21 protein-coding genes are annotated in these 21065 nt (G+C 59.5%); 17 read left to right on the forward strand and 4 right to left on the reverse strand.

Going from position 1 to position 21065, the window contains the following annotated elements:
* Positions 1–286: 286 nt before the first annotated feature.
* Both ACLBW8_RS28215 and ACLBW8_RS28220 read right to left on the reverse strand, forming a co-directional pair.
* Positions 287–1207, reverse strand: a complete 921-nt coding sequence (locus ACLBW8_RS28215) for a MurR/RpiR family transcriptional regulator (protein ID WP_053256468.1) — start codon at positions 1205–1207, stop codon at positions 287–289.
* A gap of 92 nt (positions 1208–1299) precedes the next feature.
* Positions 1300–1494 (reverse strand): hypothetical protein, encoded by a 195-nt coding sequence (locus ACLBW8_RS28220; RefSeq protein ID WP_221294521.1) that lies wholly within the window; start codon positions 1492–1494, stop codon positions 1300–1302.
* Here ACLBW8_RS28220 and ACLBW8_RS28225 point away from each other — a divergent pair.
* The 15 genes from ACLBW8_RS28225 to ACLBW8_RS28295 all read left to right on the forward strand — a co-directional run bounded on the left by ACLBW8_RS28225 (position 1493) and on the right by ACLBW8_RS28295 (position 18057).
* Positions 1493–3430, forward strand: coding sequence for a bifunctional 5-dehydro-2-deoxygluconokinase/5-dehydro-2-deoxyphosphogluconate aldolase (locus ACLBW8_RS28225; protein ID WP_447806885.1), 1938 nt, complete (start codon positions 1493–1495; stop codon positions 3428–3430). The two genes, ACLBW8_RS28220 and ACLBW8_RS28225, sit on opposite strands and share 2 nt — an antisense overlap.
* A gap of 115 nt (positions 3431–3545) precedes the next feature.
* Positions 3546–4436: a myo-inosose-2 dehydratase gene (gene iolE / locus ACLBW8_RS28230; protein ID WP_064454918.1), complete on the forward strand. Its 891-nt coding sequence runs from the start codon at positions 3546–3548 to the stop codon at positions 4434–4436.
* Positions 4436–5224, forward strand: a complete 789-nt coding sequence (iolB, locus tag ACLBW8_RS28235; protein ID WP_447806886.1) for a 5-deoxy-glucuronate isomerase — start codon at positions 4436–4438, stop codon at positions 5222–5224. Before iolE ends, iolB begins: the two co-directional genes overlap by 1 nt.
* Positions 5225–5249: 25 nt before the next feature.
* A complete protein-coding gene (locus ACLBW8_RS28240) occupies positions 5250–6071 on the forward strand; it encodes a TIM barrel protein (RefSeq protein ID WP_447806887.1) in 822 nt (273 codons plus the stop codon).
* Positions 6072–6128: 57 nt separating this feature from the next.
* Positions 6129–8060 (forward strand): 3D-(3,5/4)-trihydroxycyclohexane-1,2-dione acylhydrolase (decyclizing), encoded by a 1932-nt coding sequence (iolD, locus tag ACLBW8_RS28245; protein ID WP_447806888.1) that lies wholly within the window; start codon positions 6129–6131, stop codon positions 8058–8060.
* A gap of 19 nt (positions 8061–8079) precedes the next feature.
* On the forward strand, positions 8080–9090 hold the full coding sequence (locus tag ACLBW8_RS28250) for a Gfo/Idh/MocA family protein (RefSeq protein WP_221294526.1): 1011 nt from the start codon (positions 8080–8082) through the stop codon (positions 9088–9090).
* 157 nt (positions 9091–9247) lie between these two features.
* The gene (locus ACLBW8_RS28255) at positions 9248–10108 is read left to right on the forward strand and encodes a sugar phosphate isomerase/epimerase family protein (protein WP_447806889.1); all 861 of its coding nucleotides are present in this window, start codon (positions 9248–9250) and stop codon (positions 10106–10108) included.
* 13 nt (positions 10109–10121) lie between these two features.
* Positions 10122–11150 carry a Gfo/Idh/MocA family protein gene (locus ACLBW8_RS28260; protein ID WP_447806890.1) on the forward strand — a complete coding sequence of 343 codons (1029 nt, stop codon included), beginning with the start codon at positions 10122–10124 and terminating at the stop codon, positions 11148–11150.
* Between the two features lie 128 nt (positions 11151–11278).
* On the forward strand, positions 11279–11464 hold the full coding sequence (locus ACLBW8_RS28265; RefSeq protein WP_447806891.1) for a hypothetical protein: 186 nt from the start codon (positions 11279–11281) through the stop codon (positions 11462–11464).
* A 48-nt stretch (positions 11465–11512) separates the two neighbouring features.
* Positions 11513–12448, forward strand: a complete 936-nt coding sequence (locus tag ACLBW8_RS28270; RefSeq protein WP_221294527.1) for a sugar ABC transporter substrate-binding protein — start codon at positions 11513–11515, stop codon at positions 12446–12448.
* 63 nt (positions 12449–12511) lie between these two features.
* Positions 12512–14065, forward strand: coding sequence for a sugar ABC transporter ATP-binding protein (locus tag ACLBW8_RS28275; protein ID WP_064452046.1), 1554 nt, complete (start codon positions 12512–12514; stop codon positions 14063–14065).
* A gap of 31 nt (positions 14066–14096) precedes the next feature.
* The gene (locus ACLBW8_RS28280; protein WP_064452047.1) at positions 14097–15119 is read left to right on the forward strand and encodes an ABC transporter permease; all 1023 of its coding nucleotides are present in this window, start codon (positions 14097–14099) and stop codon (positions 15117–15119) included.
* Between the two features lie 424 nt (positions 15120–15543).
* Positions 15544–15948 carry a TraR/DksA family transcriptional regulator gene (locus ACLBW8_RS28285; protein ID WP_058411639.1) on the forward strand — a complete coding sequence of 135 codons (405 nt, stop codon included), beginning with the start codon at positions 15544–15546 and terminating at the stop codon, positions 15946–15948.
* A gap of 558 nt (positions 15949–16506) precedes the next feature.
* A complete protein-coding gene (locus tag ACLBW8_RS28290; protein WP_447806895.1) occupies positions 16507–17739 on the forward strand; it encodes a methyl-accepting chemotaxis protein in 1233 nt (410 codons plus the stop codon).
* 114 nt (positions 17740–17853) lie between these two features.
* Positions 17854–18057, forward strand: a complete 204-nt coding sequence (locus ACLBW8_RS28295) for a hypothetical protein (RefSeq protein ID WP_053256457.1) — start codon at positions 17854–17856, stop codon at positions 18055–18057.
* Between the two features lie 6 nt (positions 18058–18063).
* On the opposite strand, the gene ACLBW8_RS28300 is transcribed toward ACLBW8_RS28295, so the two are convergent.
* Both ACLBW8_RS28300 and ACLBW8_RS28305 read right to left on the reverse strand, forming a co-directional pair.
* Positions 18064–18300 carry a DUF2789 domain-containing protein gene (locus ACLBW8_RS28300; protein WP_053256456.1) on the reverse strand — a complete coding sequence of 79 codons (237 nt, stop codon included), beginning with the start codon at positions 18298–18300 and terminating at the stop codon, positions 18064–18066.
* Between the two features lie 60 nt (positions 18301–18360).
* Positions 18361–18591 (reverse strand): hypothetical protein, encoded by a 231-nt coding sequence (locus tag ACLBW8_RS28305; protein ID WP_447806892.1) that lies wholly within the window; start codon positions 18589–18591, stop codon positions 18361–18363.
* An 813-nt stretch (positions 18592–19404) separates the two neighbouring features.
* Here ACLBW8_RS28305 and ACLBW8_RS28310 point away from each other — a divergent pair.
* Complete coding sequence (locus tag ACLBW8_RS28310; protein WP_174244875.1) at positions 19405–19854, forward strand: hypothetical protein; 450 nt, start codon at positions 19405–19407, stop codon at positions 19852–19854.
* A gap of 132 nt (positions 19855–19986) precedes the next feature.
* Complete coding sequence (locus tag ACLBW8_RS28315; protein ID WP_259762638.1) at positions 19987–21003, forward strand: ABC transporter substrate-binding protein; 1017 nt, start codon at positions 19987–19989, stop codon at positions 21001–21003.
* Positions 21004–21065 lie beyond the last annotated feature (62 nt).

Genomic DNA, 21065 nt, shown 5'->3' on the forward strand with positions numbered 1-21065 from the left:
CAGGGACGGCCCGTCGCGGCGGCCCGCTTCGTGATGCCGGAGTGAGGGCACACCGAGCCTAGGCGAGGTGCCGAGTGGTGGGGCAAGAGCCCTTTGGTTACTTTGGGGCTTTTCCAAAGTGACCCGCCGTAAGGGCGGAACCCATATCAGCCGTTACCCAAACAACGGATATGTACTCAACGCCCCCCCGACAACCACAGCACTCAACCCGTAAAAAAAGATGTGTAGACACCTATGGCCATCGCGGGCAAGCCCGCTCCCACAGGGGAAATCCAATGCCACAGGATCAGTCGTCGAAGCCGACCTGCTCGTGAATCTCATCCACCTTCAATTCCAACCGGTACGCCACGGCAATAAACAACGCCTGGCACAGGCACAAGGTGGCGCTCAACGAGCGGAAGGCAAACGATGACCCTTCATTCACCAACAGCACCGCGTTCGCCCGCTTGGCCAGGGGCGATAGGTTGCTGTCGGTGATGATCAGGGTCTTGGCCTGGTGATGTTGGGCAATGCGCAGACAGTGCTGGGTCTCTTTGCCGTAGGGCGTAAAGCTGATGGCAATCACCAGGTCATTGGCGCGCACGCTGCGCATCTGTTCGCGGTAGCTGCCGCCCAGGCCTGAAATCAGGTGAATGCGCTTGTTGGTGTGTTGCAGGTTGTAGACCAGGTAATCGGCCACCGCAAAGGAGCGGCGCACACCGACCACGTAGATATTGTCGGCATTGACGACCAGGTCCACGGCCTTCTCAAACGCCACATCGTCCAGTTCCAGCCCCAGGCGCTCGATGCCGGACAGGGTGGCGTTCACACATTCACGCGCCAGGTCGCCGCCGCTGGCCTTCTGCGATTTGTTCGCGATCATGCTGCGAATGCGCTGCTGGTAGTTCTGCACCGGCGTGGTCTTGTGGGTGTAGGCCTCGCGAAACAGCGCCTGCATCTCACTGAACCCACTGAACCCGAAACGCTGGGAAAACCGCACGATGGCCGACGGGTGCACTTCACATTCGCGGGCGATGTCGCTGATGCGGTCAACCATGATCCGGTCGCTTTGCTGGCTCATGTAGCTGGCGATGCGTTTGAGCTGGCGCGGCAGGCTTTCATATTCGTCGGTGATCAGCTGCAACAGGCGCTCGGCATTGATCGGGGGGCTGGCGAGAGGGTCTTGCGAAGGAGTCTCGGGCGTGGCCGGCTGATCGGTGCGGGACATGGGCAATCCTTTTGGCGTGTTCTTCTGATGCGCTGATGGGTGTGCGCAAGTCTACAGGGTAGGCGCAAAAAAATACCCCGGCATCACGGCGCCTATGGACGGCTGAAACGGTGCAGGAGGGCTGGCATGCCATTATGCTGGCTTATTGGAAAAAATATTCCACTAAAAATAATTATGGAATAAATATTGATTGAGGCCGCTGAACGTTCTAGTCTGCTTGCACCAAGAGCGTGTGCCGTCACCACGGCGGCACCACGCAGGCTGATAAAAATAACAGGAGCCAGCATGGGCCAGACTCGTTTTGCCAGTGGGCGTCAATTGGATCTGATTTGCCTCGGGCGCCTGGGCGTCGACCTCTACGCACAGCAAGTGGGTGCGCGGCTTGAGGACGTGTCCAGCTTCGCCAAATACCTCGGCGGGTCGTCCGCCAATATCGCGTTCGGCACCGCGCGGCTGGGGCTCAAGTCGGCGATGCTGAGCCGGGTAGGGGACGACCACATGGGCCGCTTCCTGGTGGAATCCCTGGCCCGTGAAGGCTGCGATGTCAGCGGCATCAAGGTCGACGCGGAGCGCCTTACCGCCCTGGTCCTGCTGGGCCTCAAGGACCGCGAAACCTTCCCCTTGGTGTTCTACCGCGAAAACTGCGCCGACATGGCGCTGCGCGCTGAGGACATCAGCGAAGCCTTTATTGCCTCCAGCAACGCCTTGCTGATCACCGGCACACATTTCTCCACCGATGGCGTGTACAAGGCCAGCATCCAGGCCCTGGACTACGCCGCTAAACACAACGTCAAGCGCGTGCTGGATATTGACTACCGCCCCGTGCTGTGGGGCCTGGCGGGCAAGGCGGATGGTGAAACCCGGTTTGTCGCCGACCAGAATGTCAGCCAGCATGTGCAGAAAATCCTGCCACGTTTCGACTTGATCGTCGGCACGGAAGAAGAGTTTTTGATCGCGGGCGGCAGTGAAGATTTGCTCACCGCTTTGCGTACCGTACGTGAACTGACCCCGGCGACCCTGGTGGTCAAACTCGGCCCGCAAGGTTGCACGGTGATCCACGGCGCGGTGCCAGCGCGGCTGGAGGATGGCGCAATTTACCCGGGCGTGCGGGTTGAAGTGCTGAATGTGCTGGGGGCCGGCGATGCGTTTATGTCGGGCTTCCTCAGCGGCTGGATAAACGATGCCAGCGATGAGCGCTGCAGCCAGTTGGCCAACGCCTGCGGTGGTCTCGTTGTGTCCCGCCACGCTTGCGCGCCGGCCATGCCAACGCCTGCCGAACTGGATTACCTGTTCAATAGCCCGGTGCCCATCACCCGCCCTGATCAGGACGTCACCCTGCAGCGCCTGCACCGGGTCACCGTGCCGCGTAAAGCCTGGAAGCAGCTGTTTGTATTTGCGTTCGACCATCGCTGGCAATTGGTGGACCTGGCGCAAAAAGGCGGCCAGGACCTGACGCGTATCAGCGACATCAAGCAGCTGTTTATCCAGGCCATTGAACGCGTGGAACATAAGTTACGCGAGCAAGGTGTCGAGGCTGATGTGGGCCTGCTGGCCGACCAACGCTTCGGGCAGGATGCGCTCAATGCCGCCAGCGGCCGCGGCTGGTGGATCGCCCGCCCGGTGGAAGTGCAGAACTCGCGGGCCCTGGCGTTTGAGCACGGTCGCTCGGTAGGCAGCAATCTGATCGCCTGGCCGCAGGAGCAAATCATCAAGTGCCTGGTGCAATTCCACCCTGACGACGAGCCGATGCTGCGCCTGGAACAGGAAGCGCAACTCAAGGCCGTGTACGAGGCCTCCCTGGTCAGCGGCCATGAGCTGTTGCTGGAAGTCATCCCGCCCAAAGACCACCCGTCGACCTATCCCGACGTGCTCTATCGCAGCCTCAAGCGCTTGTACAACCTGGGCATCTACCCGGCATGGTGGAAGATCGAGGCGCAATCGGCCGCAGACTGGAAAAAGCTCGATGAGCTGATCCAGGAACGCGACCCGTACTGCCGCGGCGTGGTGCTGCTGGGCCTTAACGCATCGGCTGAATGCCTCGCCGATGGCTTCCAGCAAGCCAGCCAAAGCACCACCTGCCGTGGGTTTGCGGTGGGCCGCACGATCTTCCAGGAACCGAGCCGCGCGTGGATGGCGGGGGAGATTAATGATGAGACGTTGATTGAGCAGGTGCAGCAAACCTTCGAACAGCTCATCAACGCCTGGCGCAGTTCGCGAACCTGAACACAGTCTTTAACCTGAAAGGCATTCAAATGTGGAAGCTGGCTTGTCGATTCGACAAGCCAGCTCCCACACACACCAGATATCAGTGAAGCTGAAAAACAATAAAGGTGCAGCCATGCCCGCAATCCGAATTGGCATCAACCCGATCTCCTGGAGCAACGACGACCTGCCGGCGCTGGGTGGCGAAACGCCCCTGAGCACCGCCCTGAGCGAAGGCAAGGAAATCGGCTACGAGGGTTTTGAGCTCAACGGCAAATTCCCCAAGAACGCAAAAGGGGTGGGCGATGTGTTGCGCCCCTATGACCTGGCGCTGGTCTCTGGCTGGTACTCCAGCCGCCTGGCGCGGCGTTCGGTGGCAGAGGAAATCGAGGCCATCGCCGGTCACGTCGAGCTGCTGAAACAGAACGGTGCCACGGTGTTGGTCTACGGCGAAGTGGCTGATTCTATCCAGGGCTCGAAAGTCCGCCTGATCGAACGCCCGCGTTTGCACAGCGAACAGGCCTGGCAGGACTATGCCGACAAACTCACCGAGTTGGCGCGCTTCACCCTGTCCCAGGGCGTGCGCCTGGCTTACCACCACCATATGGGCGCCTACGTCGAGTCGCCGGAGGACATCGACCAGCTGATGCGCCGAACCGGCCCGGAAGTCGGCCTGCTGTTCGATTCGGGCCACTGTTACATGGGCGGTGGCGAACCCATCGAGGTACTGCGCAAACACATCGACCGCGTCTGCCACGTGCACTTCAAGGACGTACGCAAGCCGGTGGTGCAACTGGCGCGCAATCAGATGTGGAGCTTTCCGGACTGCATCGTCAATGGCACCTTCACCGTGCCCGGCGATGGCGATATCGACTTTGCCGAGCTGCTCGATGTATTGCTGGCCGCCCACTACGAGGGCTGGCTGGTGGTTGAAGCCGAGCAGGACCCGGCCGTGGCGCCCAGCTATATCTATGCGAAAAAGGGCTATGACACGTTGCGCGCGCTTCTCAACGAGAGGACTGAGTGATGAGCTTGTTGGTTAAAAGCAGCAAACGCGGGCAAACCATGGTCGCGCTGGAAGAGGGGCGCCTGGAGTACGTGGGCTTTGCCGCCTACCGCCTGAGCCTCGGTGAAAGCCTGCCGGTCAGCGCTGGCGATAAAGAGGTGTGCCTGGTACTGCTCAGTGGCCGGGTGAATATCGAGGGCGAGGGGTTCAACTGGCAGAACCTCGGTGATCGTCAGTCGGTGTTCGAAGACAAATCACCCTTCGCCGCCTACCTGCCGCCGGGCACCGATGCGCAGATTACCGCCTTGAGCGATGTGCAAATCGCCGTCTGCGCCGCGCCCGGTGCAGAGGGGTTTGAACCGCGTCTGATCCGTCCTGAACAGTGCAAACGCAGCGTGCGCGGCAAAGGCGCCAACACCCGTTATGTGTGTGACATCCTGCCTGACAGCGAGCCGGCCCATTCGCTGCTGGTAGTGGAAGTGCGCACGCCCTCCGGGCATTCGTCGAGCTACCCGCCACACAAACACGACACCGACGACCTGCCGCACCAGAGTTTTCTCGAAGAAACCTACTACCACCAGATTAATCCGCCCCAAGGCTTCGTGTTCCAGCGGGTGTACACCGACGACCGCAGTATCGACCAGGCCATGGCCGTGGAAAACAGCGACTTGGTAGTCGTGCCCAAGGGTTATCACCCGGTCAGCGTGCCGTATGGCTACGAGTCGTACTACCTGAACGTGATGGCCGGCCCCAAGCGCGCCTGGCATTTCCATAACGACCCACAGCACAGCTGGCTGCTGGACCTCTAATCGGTTTGAACGGAGAACAATAACAATGCAGTCGCCTCTACGTTTCGCCCTTAACCGTATGGTCGCACCCAACCTTTCCCTGCCGGACTTCATCCAGTTGGCTGCGGCCCTCAAATGCGATGCCATCGAGATTCGCAACGACCTCAAGGGGCACGAAATCGAATTCGGCACCCCGGCCAGCCGCGTGCGCGAGTTGTGCGCAGGGCAGGGCATTACGGTGCTGTCGATCAACGCGCTGTACCCGTTTGACGTATGGAACGATGAACGTCGCGCCCAGGCGATCGCCCTCGCCACCTATGCCCGCGAATGCGGCGCGCAAGGCCTGGTGATGTGCCCGCTGAATGAGCGCGGCGATGCACGCAGCGAAGCCCAGCGTGCCGCCGGTTTGCGCACGGCGTTGAGCGAGCTGGCGCCGATCCTGCGTGAATACGCGATTCTGGGTTTTATCGAGCCCCTGGGGTTTGAGGAATGTGCCCTGCGCCGCAAGCGCGTGGCGGTGGACGCGATCCAGTCGATTGGCGGGTTGGATGTGTTCCGCCTGGTGCACGACACCTTTCATCATCACCTGGCCAGCGAGCATGAGTTCTTCCCGGAACTGACCGGGCTGGTGCATATCTCCGGCGTGGAAGATGCAGACGCACCACTGAATTCGATTCGCGACGGCCACCGCGTGTTGGTCGGCGAGGGCGATATCCTCGGCAATGCTGCGCAGATCGACACCTTGCTCAGCAACGGGTATGGCGGCTATCTGTCGTTCGAGCCGTTTGCTGAAAGCGTGCATGGGCTGGTGGATATTCAGCAGGCAATTGGGGCAAGCATCGCCCACCTGCAAAACGCCCGGCCCTGACGCTCCCTCATAACATCACTGTTGATCGACAGATTTGCATTCATACAAGGTGCGAACATGACCACAACACGATTGACCATGGCCCAGGCCCTGGTGAAGTTTCTGGATAACCAATACGTCGAAGTCGATGGCGTGCAGAGCAAGTTTGTCGCCGGTGTGTTCACCATTTTTGGTCACGGCAACGTGCTGGGCCTGGGCCAGGCCCTGGAGCAGGACAGCGGCGACCTGGTGGTGCACCAGGGCCGCAACGAGCAGGGCATGGCCCACGCCGCCATCGGTTTTGCCAAGCAGCACCTGCGCCGCAAGATCTACGCGTGCACCTCGTCGGTTGGCCCAGGCGCCGCGAATATGCTGACCGCCGCCGCGACCGCCACGGCCAACCGTATCCCGTTGCTGCTGTTGCCTGGAGACGTCTATGCCAGCCGTCAGCCCGACCCGGTGTTGCAGCAAATCGAGCAGTTTCATGACCTGAGCATCAGCACCAACGATGCCTTCCGCTCGGTGAGTAAATACTGGGATCGCATCAACCGCCCCGAGCAATTGATGACCGCTGCGATTCATGCCATGCGTGTGCTCACGGACCCGGCGGAAACCGGCGCCGTGACCTTGGCCTTGCCCCAGGATGTGCAGGCCGAAGCCTGGGACTATCCCGACTATTTCCTGCAAAAACGTGTGCACCGTATCGAGCGTCGCCCGCCAACCGAGGCCATGGTGGCGGATGCGTTGGCCGCCTTCAGGGGCAAGCGCAAACCCCTGATCGTTTGTGGCGGCGGGGTGAAATACTCCGGCGCCAATGCCGCGCTGCAGGCGTTCGCCGAGCGCTTCGATATTCCCTTCGCAGAAACCCAGGCGGGCAAGAGCGCGGTAGTGTCCAGCCACCCACTGAACCTGGGCGGTCTCGGCGAAACCGGCTGCCTGGCAGCGAACCTGCTGGCGCCCGAGGCTGACCTGATCATCGGTGTCGGCACCCGATATACCGACTTCACTACCTCGTCGAAGTCGCTGTTCAAGCACCCCGAGGTGAAGTTCCTCAATCTGAACATCAGCCCCTGCGATGCCCTGAAACTTGACGGTGTGCAGTTGCTCGCGGATGCCCTGGTGGGCCTGGAGGCATTGGCTGATGCATTGGGTGACTACCGTTCCGATTGGGCGGGTCAGCCACGGGATGCCAAGGCGCAGTTGGATGCAGAGGTGGATCGTATCTACCAGGCCGACTACCAGGCGGATAACTTCGTCCCGGAAATCAACGACCATATGGACCCGGCCGTCCTGCGCGAATTTATCGAGCTGACCGGTTCCTGCCTGACCCAAAGCCGCGTGCTTGGCGTGCTCAACGAAACCCTGGCGGAGGATGCAATTATCGTCGCCGCGGCGGGCAGTTTGCCCGGGGATTTGCAACGCAGCTGGCGCAGCAAGGGCGTCAACACTTATCACGTCGAGTATGGCTACTCGTGCATGGGCTATGAGGTCAACGCCGCCTTGGGCGTCAAGCTGGCGGAGCCTGAGCGTGAGGTCTACGCGCTGGTGGGTGATGGCTCCTACATGATGCTGCACTCGGAATTGGCCACCTCGATTCAGGAGCGGCGCAAGATCAACGTGGTGCTGCTCGACAACATGACCTTCGGCTGCATCAACAACCTGCAGATGGAACACGGCATGGACAGCTTCGGCACCGAGTTCCGTTTCCGCAATCCCGAAAGTGGCAAGCTCGATGGCGGTTTTGTGCCGGTGGATTTCGCCATGAGCGCGGCGGCTTATGGCTGCAAGACCTACAAGGTCAGCAACGTCGAGCAATTGCAGGCGGCGTTGGCCGATGCGCGCACGCAAACGGTGTCGACGCTGATCGATATCAAGGTTCTGCCCAAGACCATGATCCACAAATACCTGTCGTGGTGGCGGGTTGGTGTGGCGCAGGTCTCTACCAGCGCACGCACTGACGCGGTGGCTAAACAACTCAATGAACGCCTGGCCAAAGCCCGGCAGTACTAATAACAAGAGGAGTGTTTGTATGTCTTTGAAGCTCGGAGTCATCGGTACGGGCGCCATCGGCCGGGACCACATTCGTCGTTGCAGCCAGACCTTGCTTAACAGCCAGGTAGTTGCGGTGACCGACATCAACCTTGAGCAAGCTGCCAAGGTTGTGGCTGATTTGAAGCTGGACGCCGAGGTATACGCCGACGGCCATGCGCTGATCAATTCGCCGCAAGTCGAGGCGATTCTGGTGACCTCCTGGGGCCCGAGCCACGAAGAATTCGTGCTCGCCGCCATCGCCGCCGGCAAACCCGTGTTCTGCGAAAAACCCCTGGCCGTGACGGCCGAAGGCTGCCGCAAGATCGTTGATGCTGAAGTCGCCTACGGCAAGCGCCTGGTGCAAGTGGGCTTCATGCGCCCGTATGACGAAGGCTATCGCGCCCTCAAGGCCGTGATCGACAGCGGCCAGATCGGCGAGCCGTTGATGCTGCATTGCGCGCACCGCAACCCAACGGTGGGTGAGAACTACAAGACCGACATGGCCATCACCGACACGTTGATCCACGAGTTGGATGTGTTGCGCTGGTTGCTCAACGACGACTACGTGTCGGTGCAGGTGGTGTTCCCGCGCAAGACCAGCAAGGCCCTGGCCCACCTGCGCGACCCGCAGATTGTGCTGCTGGAAACCGCCAAGGGCACGCGCATCGACGTGGAAGTGTTTGTGAACTGCCAATACGGCTACGACATCCAGTGCGAAGTGGTGGGGGAGACCGGTATCGCCAAGCTGCCGGAACCGTCCCAGGTGCAGTTGCGCAGTGGCGCGAAGCTGTCGAATGCGATTCTGATGGATTGGAAAGACCGCTTTATCGGCGCCTACGACGTCGAGTTGCAGGCCTTCATCGACAGCGTGCGCGCCGGGCAAGTCGGCGGGCCGTCGGCGTGGGATGGGTTTGCGGCGGCAGTGGCGGCGGATGCGTGTATCGAAGCGCAGAGCAGCGAGCAGATCATCAAGGTCAGCTTGCCACCGCGCCCACCTTTCTACGGCTAAGCCCCACTCCACTGAACGCACTTGGTCGGTGTGGGAGCTGGCTTGCCTGCGATGACGGCGGCACATTCAACATTGATGCCGCCTGATACACCGCTTTCGCCGGCAAGCCAGCTACACATTGGATCAGATTCCAGTTTCAGATACGGGAGATCCACCTATGCGTATCGCATTAGACCCCTACATGTACCGCCATCTGCCGCTGGGTCAGATGGTCGACAAGGTCGCCGAACTCGGCTACCAGCACATCGAGTTGTCCCCCCGCGAAGACTTCCTGCCGTTCTACAAAGCCGCCCGCGTCGACCGCGCCCGCATCAAGACGTTTCGCAAAGCCTTGAGCGACGCCGGCGTGCAACTCTCGTCCCTGCTGCCCATGTACCACTGGGCCGCCGCCGACGAAGGACTGCGTGTGGCCGCCGTACGCAACTGGAAGCGCGCGATCCAGATCGCCGTGGAAATGGACTGCGAGTTGGTCAACACTGAGTTCACCGGCCAATCCGACAATCCGCTGGTCTGCGAAAACCAGTTCATGCGCTCCATGGATGAGCTGATCCCGGAGTTCGAGCGAGAGGGCGTCAAGCTGGATATCCAGGCGCACCCGTACGACTTCTGCGAGCGTAACAACGAGTCAGTGGATATTATTCGCGGCCTGGATCGCGACTGGATCAACTACCTCTACGCCGCGCCGCACACCTTCTTCTATGACGATGGTAAAGGCGATATCGCCTCGATGCTCAAGTACGCAGGCTCCAAGCTCAGCCACTTGATCATTGCCGACACCTACAACCATCGCGCGTCGTCCAACCTGCGCTACATCGTCAACCCGCCGGGCGTGACCGCCACCGTGCACCAGCACCTGGATATCGGCCAGGGCGAGGTCAACTGGGAGGCGTTTTTCGGCACCCTGCGTGAAATCAAGTTCGACGGCATCGCCACTGTCTCGGTGTTCGCCTGGGAAGACCGGCCGGATGAATCCAACCGGATGATGCTCGAGCGGGTTACCCGCGAGCTGTGCCAATAAAGGAACTCACCCTATGCGAATCGGACTTGTCGGCTACGGCCACGGCGGCCGTTATTTTCACGCACCATTGATTGCAACCCTGCCCGGCGCAACCTTTGTGGGCGTAGTGACACGTTCCCCCGAGCGTCGCCTACAGCTGGCGAGCGACCATCCAGGCCTCAAGGCCTTCGACTCCATTGGCCAGATCGTCGAGGCGGGTGTGGATGCTTTAGTGATTTCCACCACCCTCAAAGGACGCCCCGCCCTGGTGCTGGAAGCCATCGAACACGGGGTTGCGGTGGTCAGCGACAAGCCCTTCGCCGCCAATGCCGAACAGGCTCAGGCACTGATCACGGCCGCCGAACGCCAGGGTGTATTGCTCAGCGTCTACCAGAACCGGCGTTGGGATTCGGATTTCCTGACCCTGCGTAAACTGATTGACGCCGGCGCTCTGGGGGCAATCACGCGCTTTGAGTCGCGCGTCGAACGTTACAGCCCGGACGCGGTGGGCAATGTCAGCGGCGGCGGTTGGTTGCGCGACCTGGGCAGCCATCTGGTGGACCAGGCGCTGCAATTGTTCGGCCCGGTGGACCGGGTGTTCGCCCAACTGCAATTCAGCCCGCAACATCCGACCCTCGATCACGGCTTTTTCGTTTCCCTGACTCACGCCAATGGGGTGATTTCCCACCTGTGGGGCAGTGCGCTGCAAAACAGCCAGGCCCCGCGTTTTCGCGTCAGTGGCACCTTGGGGTGTTACACCGTGGAGGGGCTGGACGGTCAGGAAGCCGCACTGATGGCGGGCAAGTCGCCGAAAACCGAGGGCGAGCACTGGGGCGCGGAAGAGCATCGGCGTTGGGGGTGGTTTGAACAGGGCGAGGAGCGTGAGCGGGTGCCGTCGGAGAAAGGCTGCTGGACGCAGTTCTATCGCCAGTTGCAAAGTGCTGTGCAAGGGCTTGGGCCGCTGCCGGTGGATGCCAATGACGCATTGGAAACCACCCGTATATTGGACGCTGCACGCCTTAGCAACGAGCGCCAGCAGGTGGTTTCAATAAAAATAGAATAAAATTCTAAAACAGGTTGATATGGAAATTATTTTCTAATAAAGTCTTTTCCAGGTTGCATAAAGTACGTCTCGGACTCGATTCGGGCGACTCGACAAAAACAAGATCAAAAACAACCAGGTACCGTCAGATGAAAATCTTCAACGCTGTACTGCGAGTTTTACGCCCCGCCCTTGTGCCCCGCGGTCTGCCCCGCGCGCGGCCGTTTTATTTCTCCTTCCTTAATGTGCTGTGCGTCGAAAACAAAGGCGCGCTGGTGTGCTGCATTCCCGGCGCACCGGTGGTTCAACTGCCGTCTTCGCCCGCCACGCTCTGATAAACGCAACGTCCAAAAAACCAACAAGAAATTGGAGACAGACCGTTCATGAAGACCCCGATCCGTTTTACCGCGCTGGCCTTGTCCATGCTGCTTGCCAGCGGTTTTGCCGCGGCCGCCGATATCAAGGTGGGCGTGACCATGTCCGCTTTCGATGACACGTTCCTGACCTACCTGCGCGAAGACATGGACAAGCAAGCCAAGTCCTATCCCAAGGGTGACGGCGTACAGCTGCAGTTCGAAGACGCCCGGGCCGACGTGGTCAAGCAACTGAGCCAGGTCGAGAACTTTATCAGCCAGAAAGTCGACGCGATTATCGTCAACCCGGTCGATACCGCCTCGACCAAGAACATCATCAGTGCCGCTACCAAGGCGGGCATCCCGCTGGTCTTCGTCAACCGTCGTCCTGACCAAAAAGAGTTGCCCAAGGATGTCGTCGCGGTGACGTCCGATGACGTCGAGGCCGGTCGTCTGCAAATGCAGTACATCGCCGACAAGCTCGGCGGCAAGGGCAAGATCGTCATCCTGCTGGGTGACCTGGCGAACAACTCCACCACCAACCGTACCAAGGGCGTGAAGGAAGTCCTGGCCAAATACCCCGGCATTACCATCGAGCAAGAACAGACCGGCATCTGGCTGCGTGACAAGGGCATGACCCTGGTCAACGACTGGCTGACCCAAGGTCGCGAATTCAATGCGGTTCTGGCCAACAACGATGAGATGGCCATTGGCGCGTCCATGGCGCTGAAGTCGGCGGGTACCAAACCAGGCACCGTGTTAATTGCGGGGGTTGATGGCACGCCGGACGGTTTGAACGCAATTACCAAGGGCGACATGGCGGCGTCGGCCTTCCAGGACGCCAAGGGCCAGGCGGTCGGTTCGGTGGAGGCGGCGCGCAAGATGGCGAAGAAGGAGCCGGTCGAGCAGAACGTGATCATCCCGTTCAAGCTGATCACTCCGGACAACGTCAAAGACTTCAAGTAGCCCTTCATAACAACAATAAGCAAGCAGGGCGGCCACGGTCGCTCTGCTGATGGAGTACCCGATATGCTTGCTCAAGCCACCGTCTCGCAGCCTCCCGGTATCCAGCCCGTGCTGCAGGAAGAACCCTACCTGCTGGAAATCCTCAACATCAGCAAAGGCTTTCCCGGTGTCGTGGCCCTGGCCGATGTGCAATTGCGGGTACGCCCGGGTTCAGTGCTGGCGCTGATGGGCGAGAACGGTGCGGGTAAATCGACGCTGATGAAAATCATCGCCGGAATCTACCAGCCCGACGCGGGGGAAATTCGCCTGCGTGGCAAGCCGATTGTGTTTGAAACGCCGCTGGCGGCGCAGAAGGCCGGGATCGCGATGATCCATCAGGAACTCAACCTGATGCCGCACATGAGCATCGCCGAAAATATCTGGATCGGTCGCGAGCAGCTCAACAGCCTGCACATGGTCAACCACCGTGAAATGCACCGCTGCACTGCCGAATTGCTGGCACGCCTGCGCATCAACCTTGACCCCGAAGAACATGTCGGCAACCTCAGCATCGCCGAGCGGCAAATGGTCGAGATTGCCAAGGCGGTGTCCTACGACTCCGACATCCTGATCATGGATGAACCGACCTCAGCCATTACCGAGAAGGAAGTGGCTCACCTGTTTTCGATCATTGCCGACCTCAAGTCCCAAGGCAAAGGCATCGTCTATATCACGCATAAAATGAACGAAGTGTTCGCCATTGCCGACGAAGTGGCGGTGTTTCGCGACGGCCACTACATCGGCCTGCAGCGCGCCGACAGCATGAACAGCGACAGCCTGATTTCGATGATGGTCGGCCGTGAACTGAGCCAGCTGTTCCCGGTGCGCGAGACGCCCATTGGCGAACTGCTGCTGTCGGTGCGTGACCTGCGCCTTGACGGTGTGTTCAAGGACGTGTCATTCGATCTGCACGCCGGTGAAATCCTCGGCATCGCCGGGTTGATGGGCTCGGGCCGCACCAATGTGGCGGAAACGATCTTCGGCATCACCCCAAGCTCCGGCGGGCAGATCACTCTCGACGGCAAGCCGGTGCGCATCAGCGACCCGCACATGGCCATCGAGAAGGGTTTTGCGCTGTTGACCGAAGACCGCAAGCTCAGCGGCCTGTTCCCGTGCCTGTCGGTCCTGGAAAACATGGAGATGGCCGTACTGCCGCTTTACTCGGGCAACGGGTTTATCCAGCAGAAGGCCCTGCGCGCCTTGTGCGAAGACATGTGCAAGAAGCTGCGGGTGAAAACCCCATCCCTAGAACAGTGCATCGACACGTTGTCCGGCGGCAACCAGCAAAAAGCCCTGCTGGCGCGTTGGCTGATGACCAACCCACGCCTGTTGATTCTCGATGAGCCGACCCGTGGCATCGATGTCGGCGCCAAGGCCGAGATCTATCGCTTGATTTCCTTCCTCGCCAGCGAAGGCATGGCGGTGATCATGATTTCCTCCGAACTGCCGGAAGTGCTGGGCATGAGCGACCGGGTGATGGTGATGCACGAAGGCGAACTGATGGGCACGCTGGATCGCGCAGATGCAACCCAGGAAAAAGTCATGCAGTTGGCTTCCGGTATGACCGTAGTCCACTGACGAACAGCACAGAATAAGAAGGTGATTGGCTATGAACGCAATAACAGACAACAAGCCTGCCACGGCACCGGTCAAGCGCCGTCGGCGTTTACCCACCGAGCTGAGCATCTTCCTGGTGCTGATCGGCATCGGCCTGGTATTTGAACTGTTCGGCTGGATCGTGCGTGACCAGAGCTTCCTGATGAACTCCCAGCGCCTGGTGCTGATGATCCTGCAAGTGTCGATCATCGGCCTGCTGGCGATCGGTGTGACCCAAGTGATCATCACCACCGGTATCGACCTGTCCTCCGGCTCTGTGTTGGCGTTATCGGCGATGATCGCCGCCAGTCTGGCGCAGACCTCGGACTTTTCCCGCGCGGTGTTCCCCAGCCTGACTGACTTGCCGGTGTGGATTCCCGTGGCGATGGGCCTGGGGGTCGGGCTGCTGGCGGGAGCGATTAACGGCAGTATCATCGCCGTTACCGGTATCCCGCCGTTTATTGCCACCTTGGGCATGATGGTCTCGGCGCGTGGCCTGGCGCGTTACTACACCGAAGGCCAGCCGGTGAGCATGCTGTCGGACTCCTACACGGCGATTGGTCATGGTGCGATGCCGGTAATCATTTTTCTGGTGGTGGCGGTGATCTTCCATATCGCCCTGCGCTACACCAAGTACGGCAAGTACACCTACGCCATCGGCGGCAACATGCAGGCGGCGCGCACGTCGGGGATCAACGTCAAGCGCCATCTGATCATCGTCTACAGCATTGCCGGGTTGCTGGCGGGCCTGGCCGGTGTTGTCGCTTCGGCGCGTGCCGCTACCGGCCAGGCCGGTATGGGCATGTCCTATGAACTGGATGCGATTGCCGCAGCGGTGATCGGCGGCACCAGCCTGGCGGGCGGGGTAGGGCGCATCACCGGCACCGTGATTGGTGCGTTGATCCTCGGGGTGATGGCCAGCGGGTTTACCTTTGTCGGGGTGGATGCGTATATCCAGGACATCATCAAGGGCCTGATCATCGTGGTGGCGGTGGTAATCGACCAATATCGCAACAAGCGCAAACTCAAGCGCTAACGCAGATTTGCAGCTGGCGCAGAACCAAAGTGTGGGAGCGGGCTTGCTCGCGAAAGCGGTGTATCAGTGCCCAATGCGCTGCCTGACACTCAGCATTCGCGAGCAAGCCCGCTCCCACATTTGGATCTGCGCCAATGAGTTCTAACCGTTTGTCTTCTATATAGCTCCACAAGACTGAATTTCTTGCTATAAACGCACTCCGATGACCATTCGCCAAGCCCGTCCTGGTGCCTTTGGGGGTTAATTGGGAAAAAATGCCTGTCTTTTCAGTTGCTGAGCCCTCAAGTCGGCCTTAGACTGCCGCCCCTCGTAAATTGAGTGCCGGGTGGCGCTTGAAATGGATGGCGCCTTTCCGAGACCGGCACAGGCCTTCCGGGAAGCTCCCTTATTCGCCTTAATGCACGTATTTTTTATAGAGAAATCAATGACAAAGGAAAAGTTGCTGGCCATGCCGGCGGATGACTACATGAATGCCGAACAGCACGCTTTTTTCGAGCAGTTGCTGCAAGACATGAAGGTGGAACACCACGCGCGCATTGAACAGAACCGCATCGCCATCGAAAGCCTGGATACCCCGGCTGACCCGGCTGACGCCGCCTCTGTGGAAGAAGAGCGCACTTGGCTGGTGAATGCCATCGACCGCGACCAGCGTATGCTGCCGCAGCTTGAGCGCGCTCTGGAGCGCATCAAGGAAGATTCTTTTGGCTGGTGTGACGACAGCGGCGAGCCTATCGGCCTCAAGCGCCTGCTGATCAGCCCGACCACCAAATACTGCATCGAAGCGCAAGAACGTCACGAGCAGATCGACAAGCACCAGCGTCAAGCCTGATACGCTGAAGGCTGCTGTGCTGAAATTGGACGCCGTGCATGCGGTGTCCAGAAATACCGTTTACACCCCTGTCTGTTGATTTGCTGCAAGTCACTCCACTAAAGGCCCGTGGATAATGGCCCAATACTGGCGTTTAATGCGTAAACAATAACGACAAGCAGTGGGGTAACGACGATGGCTGGAGACGGATCTCTGATGGGCGCAGCGGTGCCACCGCACACGGTGGCGCGCGTGCTGCCCGGCTGGCCGACGCAGCTTGTGCAGAGCGCCGCCCTGGTGCTGGTATTGCTGGGTCTGGCGTTTGCCGGCTTGCCGTTGTACGTCTGCGTGCCACTGGCCTTGTTGGTGATCTGGCTGCCCGCCCTCAAAACCCGTGCGCCCCGCGTGCAGCCATCCCCGGCCGTCGACACGGTGGGCGAACTGACCCGTGATCTTTCCTATACCACCAGCCATAACGCGCTTTCCGCTGCCGGCGTGGCCTATTCGGTCAAGCAACTGGCGGCTCGGGTGCAGTCGCAACTGAGCGCAGCCAAGCAGATTGTCAGCAGTGCCGAAGTGATGATCGGCACCGAACAGGTCACCTCCCAGCTCAGCCGCCAAGCCCTGGGCGCGGCCAGCCAGGCCCATCAGTGCAGCACGCAAGGGCGTGAAGTGCTGGCGCAGTCGATCATCCGCATGCGCCAGCTCAGCCAACGCGCCAATGCCAGCCGTGAACTGATCGAAGCCTTGAGCCAGCGCAGTGAGGAAATCCAGCGCGTGACCCTGGTGATCCAATCCATCGCCAGTCAGACCAACTTGCTTGCATTGAACGCCGCCATTGAAGCGGCGCGTGCGGGTGAGCACGGTCGCGGCTTTGCCGTGGTCGCCGATGAAGTGCGTGGCCTCGCCGGGCGCACAGCCACGGCCACCGACGAGGTTGGGGTGATGGTCGCTGATATCCAACAACGTACCGCTCAAGTGGTTGAGCAGATTCGTCAACTGTCGGCGGACCTGCACATCGGCGTCGAGCAAGTGGAACATGCGGGCGAGCAACTGGAAAACATCGCCAGCCTGGCGGCGAATGTGGAAGGGCAAGTCCATGAGATTGCGCAGGGCACCGACACTAACCGCGCGCAACTCGACAGTCTGTTCCACGCCGTGGAGCAAATGCGCAGCGACTTGACGGTGAGCGACGAGCAAACTCGGCAACTGGCCGACGTCGCCGTACAAATGGAGGGGCAAGCGGAAACCATCAGCGAACGCCTGGCTGAGGTCGGCCTGGATGACTATCACCAGCGCATCTACGACCTGGCCCGTGAGGGCGCCAGCCGTATTGCCGAACAGTTCGAGGCCGATGTCTTGCAAAACCGTATCAGCCTGGAGGACTTGTTTGACCGCAGCTACACGCCCATTCCGAATACCCGCCCGAGCAAATACCACACGCGTTTTGATGGCTACACCGACCAAGTCTTACCGGCGATTCAGGAGGCGTTGCTGCCGCGCCATGAAGGGTTGGTATTCGCTATCGCCTGCACACCTCAGGGCTACGTGCCGACGCACAACAAGGCGTTCTCCCACGCCCTCACCGGTGACGCGCAGGTCGATGCACTGCAGAACCGTACCAAGCGCAAATTTGAAGACCGCACCGGCATTCGTTGCGGCAGCCATCAACAAGCGGTGTTGTTGCAGACCTACACCCGCGACACCGGCGAGTTGATGCACGATTTGTCGGTGCCGATTATGGTCAGGGGCAGGCATTGGGGGGGCTTGCGCCTGGGCTATAAACCGCAAGGGGCTAAAGCCGCGCGTTAGAATTGTTGCTGTTTATGCAATGGAGCTATTCCGGGGATAGCTTTTTCCAACTGGAATAAAACCGTAGCATGGCCAACATTGTTAGGCAGCTAACTAATGTTGCGGAGATTCTCCATGCAAAATAAGGTTGATGTGGCCGTGATGATCGGCAGTGGCGTACCACAAGCCCTGCGTGCGCTGGGTCAGAAAGCTTGCTGGGTGGTGTTGCTCAATGGTGAGCAACGCGGCACTGCGTTCGCCAGCCGCGATGAAGCCGAGGAGTGCAGGGCTGCCTGGGAGGCGCTGATGCGCCTGGAACAGTCAGACAGCCTGCATTGACGGGGGTTAGTGCGGTTGATGCAGACGCTGGTTCAGTTCATCCACCGGGATGGCCCATTCGGCGTCTTCGCGCAATTCTTCCTTGAGAAACGCCGCTTGTTGCGGCGTCCAGAAAGGTGCATCGATCAGCTTAACGTCTTCATCCAGCGTGTGTGCGCCGATGAATGCGTCGATGGCTTCGGGGCTTGAATCCAGGCCGAGTTGTTCAAACAGGGTTTCAAGTGTTGGGATTGGCGCGTCCATGGTCGTTCTCCATGCAAGGTGATGGTCGTTGTGCATGTGAGGCTCAGGGCGTGTCAGAGTTCAGGAATTAAGTGCCCCCGAATCCACGGCGGTTTTCAGGGCCTTGGCGGCATCCTTTGCCGCGATGGCGGCGGCGTCGACAGTTTTGAACCAACGATCTTTTTCTACCTGATGCGTGGTGATCGTGGTCAGCGGTGGTTTGGCCCGCATGACGATCACCGCTTGAAACTCACCGTCTACTTCCCTCGCATCGCCATGGATGAAAAATTCGCCAATATCAAATTCCGTCACGTATAGCCTTCCCTTCAAGGTAACTGCACTGATGAAACCTGACCCGCAGGGGGCAAACTTCAATGGACGGAGCAGTATGGCAGTTGTTGAGGGGCGACGGCGCAGTAAAGTCATCCAGACGACGAAACGAACCCGCCGTAAGCGGCGTGCAAGCTGGCTTCGAGCTATTTGGCCAACTCGCAGGCCTGGGCGTGCGTACTGCGAAAACCTCTGATTCTGCCGCTGGTCACTTCCAGGATATGTAAGAAATTGCGGCCGGCCGGTACAACTGGGTAAAGAACGGAATTGGAGTACCCGTTGGGGTAATCTAAGCAGTAGTATTGGCGCTCGTCTTGACATGATGAACGAGCGCCGGAAGGCGTAACGTCGTGTTGGCGTGGGTGCATGGCCAGCGCCTGTGGATCAATCGTGTTGACTCACCAGCAGCGTTTCGGCTGGTTTTGACCCGTGTTGCTGTTTTAGTATTGTCGTCGGCAGCCCATGCTTGGTTCCACGCCAGGTAATTGGATATGTGTAGGTTGTCGGAAACTGCGTTTTTAACTGGGTTATTCTCTGAAGCTGGTCGGCGCGTATTCTCGGGCCGTTGAACCTGTGATTTTCTGTGGCGCCAGATGACCTTGCATGAGGTCCATCGCGCACGCCTGTACTAGTCTCATGACGTAGAAGCGGGTTCTCTTCAGTTTTTTTTCGAATGTGTAATCGTGGCTACGCGCTATTTTTTGTGGCTACGGGTCGTTTTTTTGTGCTGCCCGCTCCGGCGGTCGGCGTTATTTTTGATGTGGGGGCGTTTCCTTGGCAGTCAGTAATCTGGATATGCACGCGTTATTCGTGCTGGGTGATTTGCGCGCAAAGTTGGTCAAGCAGTTTCAATCCCGTTTCGTTTACATCACAGAGCAGACGCCGGAAGGTATCTACATCGCCGAGATCGATACCGAAACGGCGATGGTCGTGGATGACAAGCCACGCCTGGAACTCAAGGTGGGTGACCACTTTCGCGCGGCCGTGTTGCCGAGTCGTGAAGGTGGCAAGTTCGAACTGAAGTTCCGCGACATCAAGTTGACGGTGTATGGCCTGGGCGATTACGCCTTCGTTTCTTCGGCCGAAGGCCAGGGCATCGTATTCAAGGAAGGCCACAGCGTGATGCTGGTGTTTGCCGCCAATGAACAGCTGCAGGAAGGCCTGACCAAAACCCTCAAGGCGGTGACCGGTAAGGCGGCCAAGTGGCGCAAGGGCGAACTGGTGACCTTCAAGGCCAGCGAGTAGTCGCCAAACACTGTGTGTATTTTTGCTCTCCCGGAACCTCTACTACAGTTGAGTTGACTTAACTATTCAGAGGCTTCGCGCATCCGCAGCAAAGCCTTCCGCTATGGTTGTGAAAACGCGAGGTGCAAAGGCATGAAAGGATTGAGATCGCTGTTGGCGGCGTCCCTGACGACCCTGGGGTTGTCGGTGGCCTCACTGCCGATATCGGCCGCCCAGGCACCGGTGCATTTCGCCGACCTGAACTGGGAAAGCGGCAGCCTCATCACCGAGGTGCTGCGGTTTATCGTCGAGAAGGGCTATGACCTGCCCACCGACACCTTGCCTGGTACCACGATCACCCTGGAAACCGCCTTGGCGAAAAACGACATCCAGGTGATCGGCGAAGAGTGGGCAGGCCGTAGTCCGGTCTGGATCAAGGCGGAAGCCGAAGGCAAAGTGGTCGGTCTGGGCGATACGGTCAAGGGAGCCACCGAGGGTTGGTGGGTGCCGGAATATGTGGTCAAGGGCGACGCTGCCAAAGGCCTTAAGCCGCTGGCGCCGGACCTCAAAACTGTGCAGGACCTGGCGCGTTACAAGGACGTGTTCAAGGACCCCGAGTCGCCTGGCAAAGGGCGCTTTCTGAACAGCCCGATCGGCTGGACGTCGGAAGTGGTGAACGCGCAGAAGCTCAAGGCTTACGGCCTGAGCGACAGCTACGTGAACTTTCGCAGCGGCTCCGGTGCGGCACTGGATGCGGAAATTGCGTCGTCGATCCGTCGAGGCAAACCGGTATTGTTCTACTACTGGTCACCAACGCCCTTGATGGGGCGTTATAAATTGATCCAGTTGCAAGAGCCACCGTTTGACGCCGATGCCTGGAAGACGCTCACCGACGCGGATAATCCGAATCCGAGGCCGACTCGGTCGTTGGCGTCCAAGTTGAGCATTGGTGTGTCGACGCCGTTCCAAAAGGACCACCCGCAGATTGCTGAGTTTTTTACCAAGGTTCAGTTTCCTATCGAGCCGCTTAATAAATCGCTGGCATCGATGAGCGAGAAGCACACGCCGCCACGGGATGTGGCTCAGGCGTTTCTGAAAGAGCACCCTGAGGTGTGGAAGGCTTGGTTGACGGAAGATGTGGCGCAGAAAGTGGAAGCGAGCCTGAAGTAACCGACGGTCCTTCTATTGAATGGATATCCAAATGTGGGCTTGTGTGGGAGTCGGGCTTGCCC

The organism is Pseudomonas sp. M5A4_2d (genome assembly GCF_053345295.1).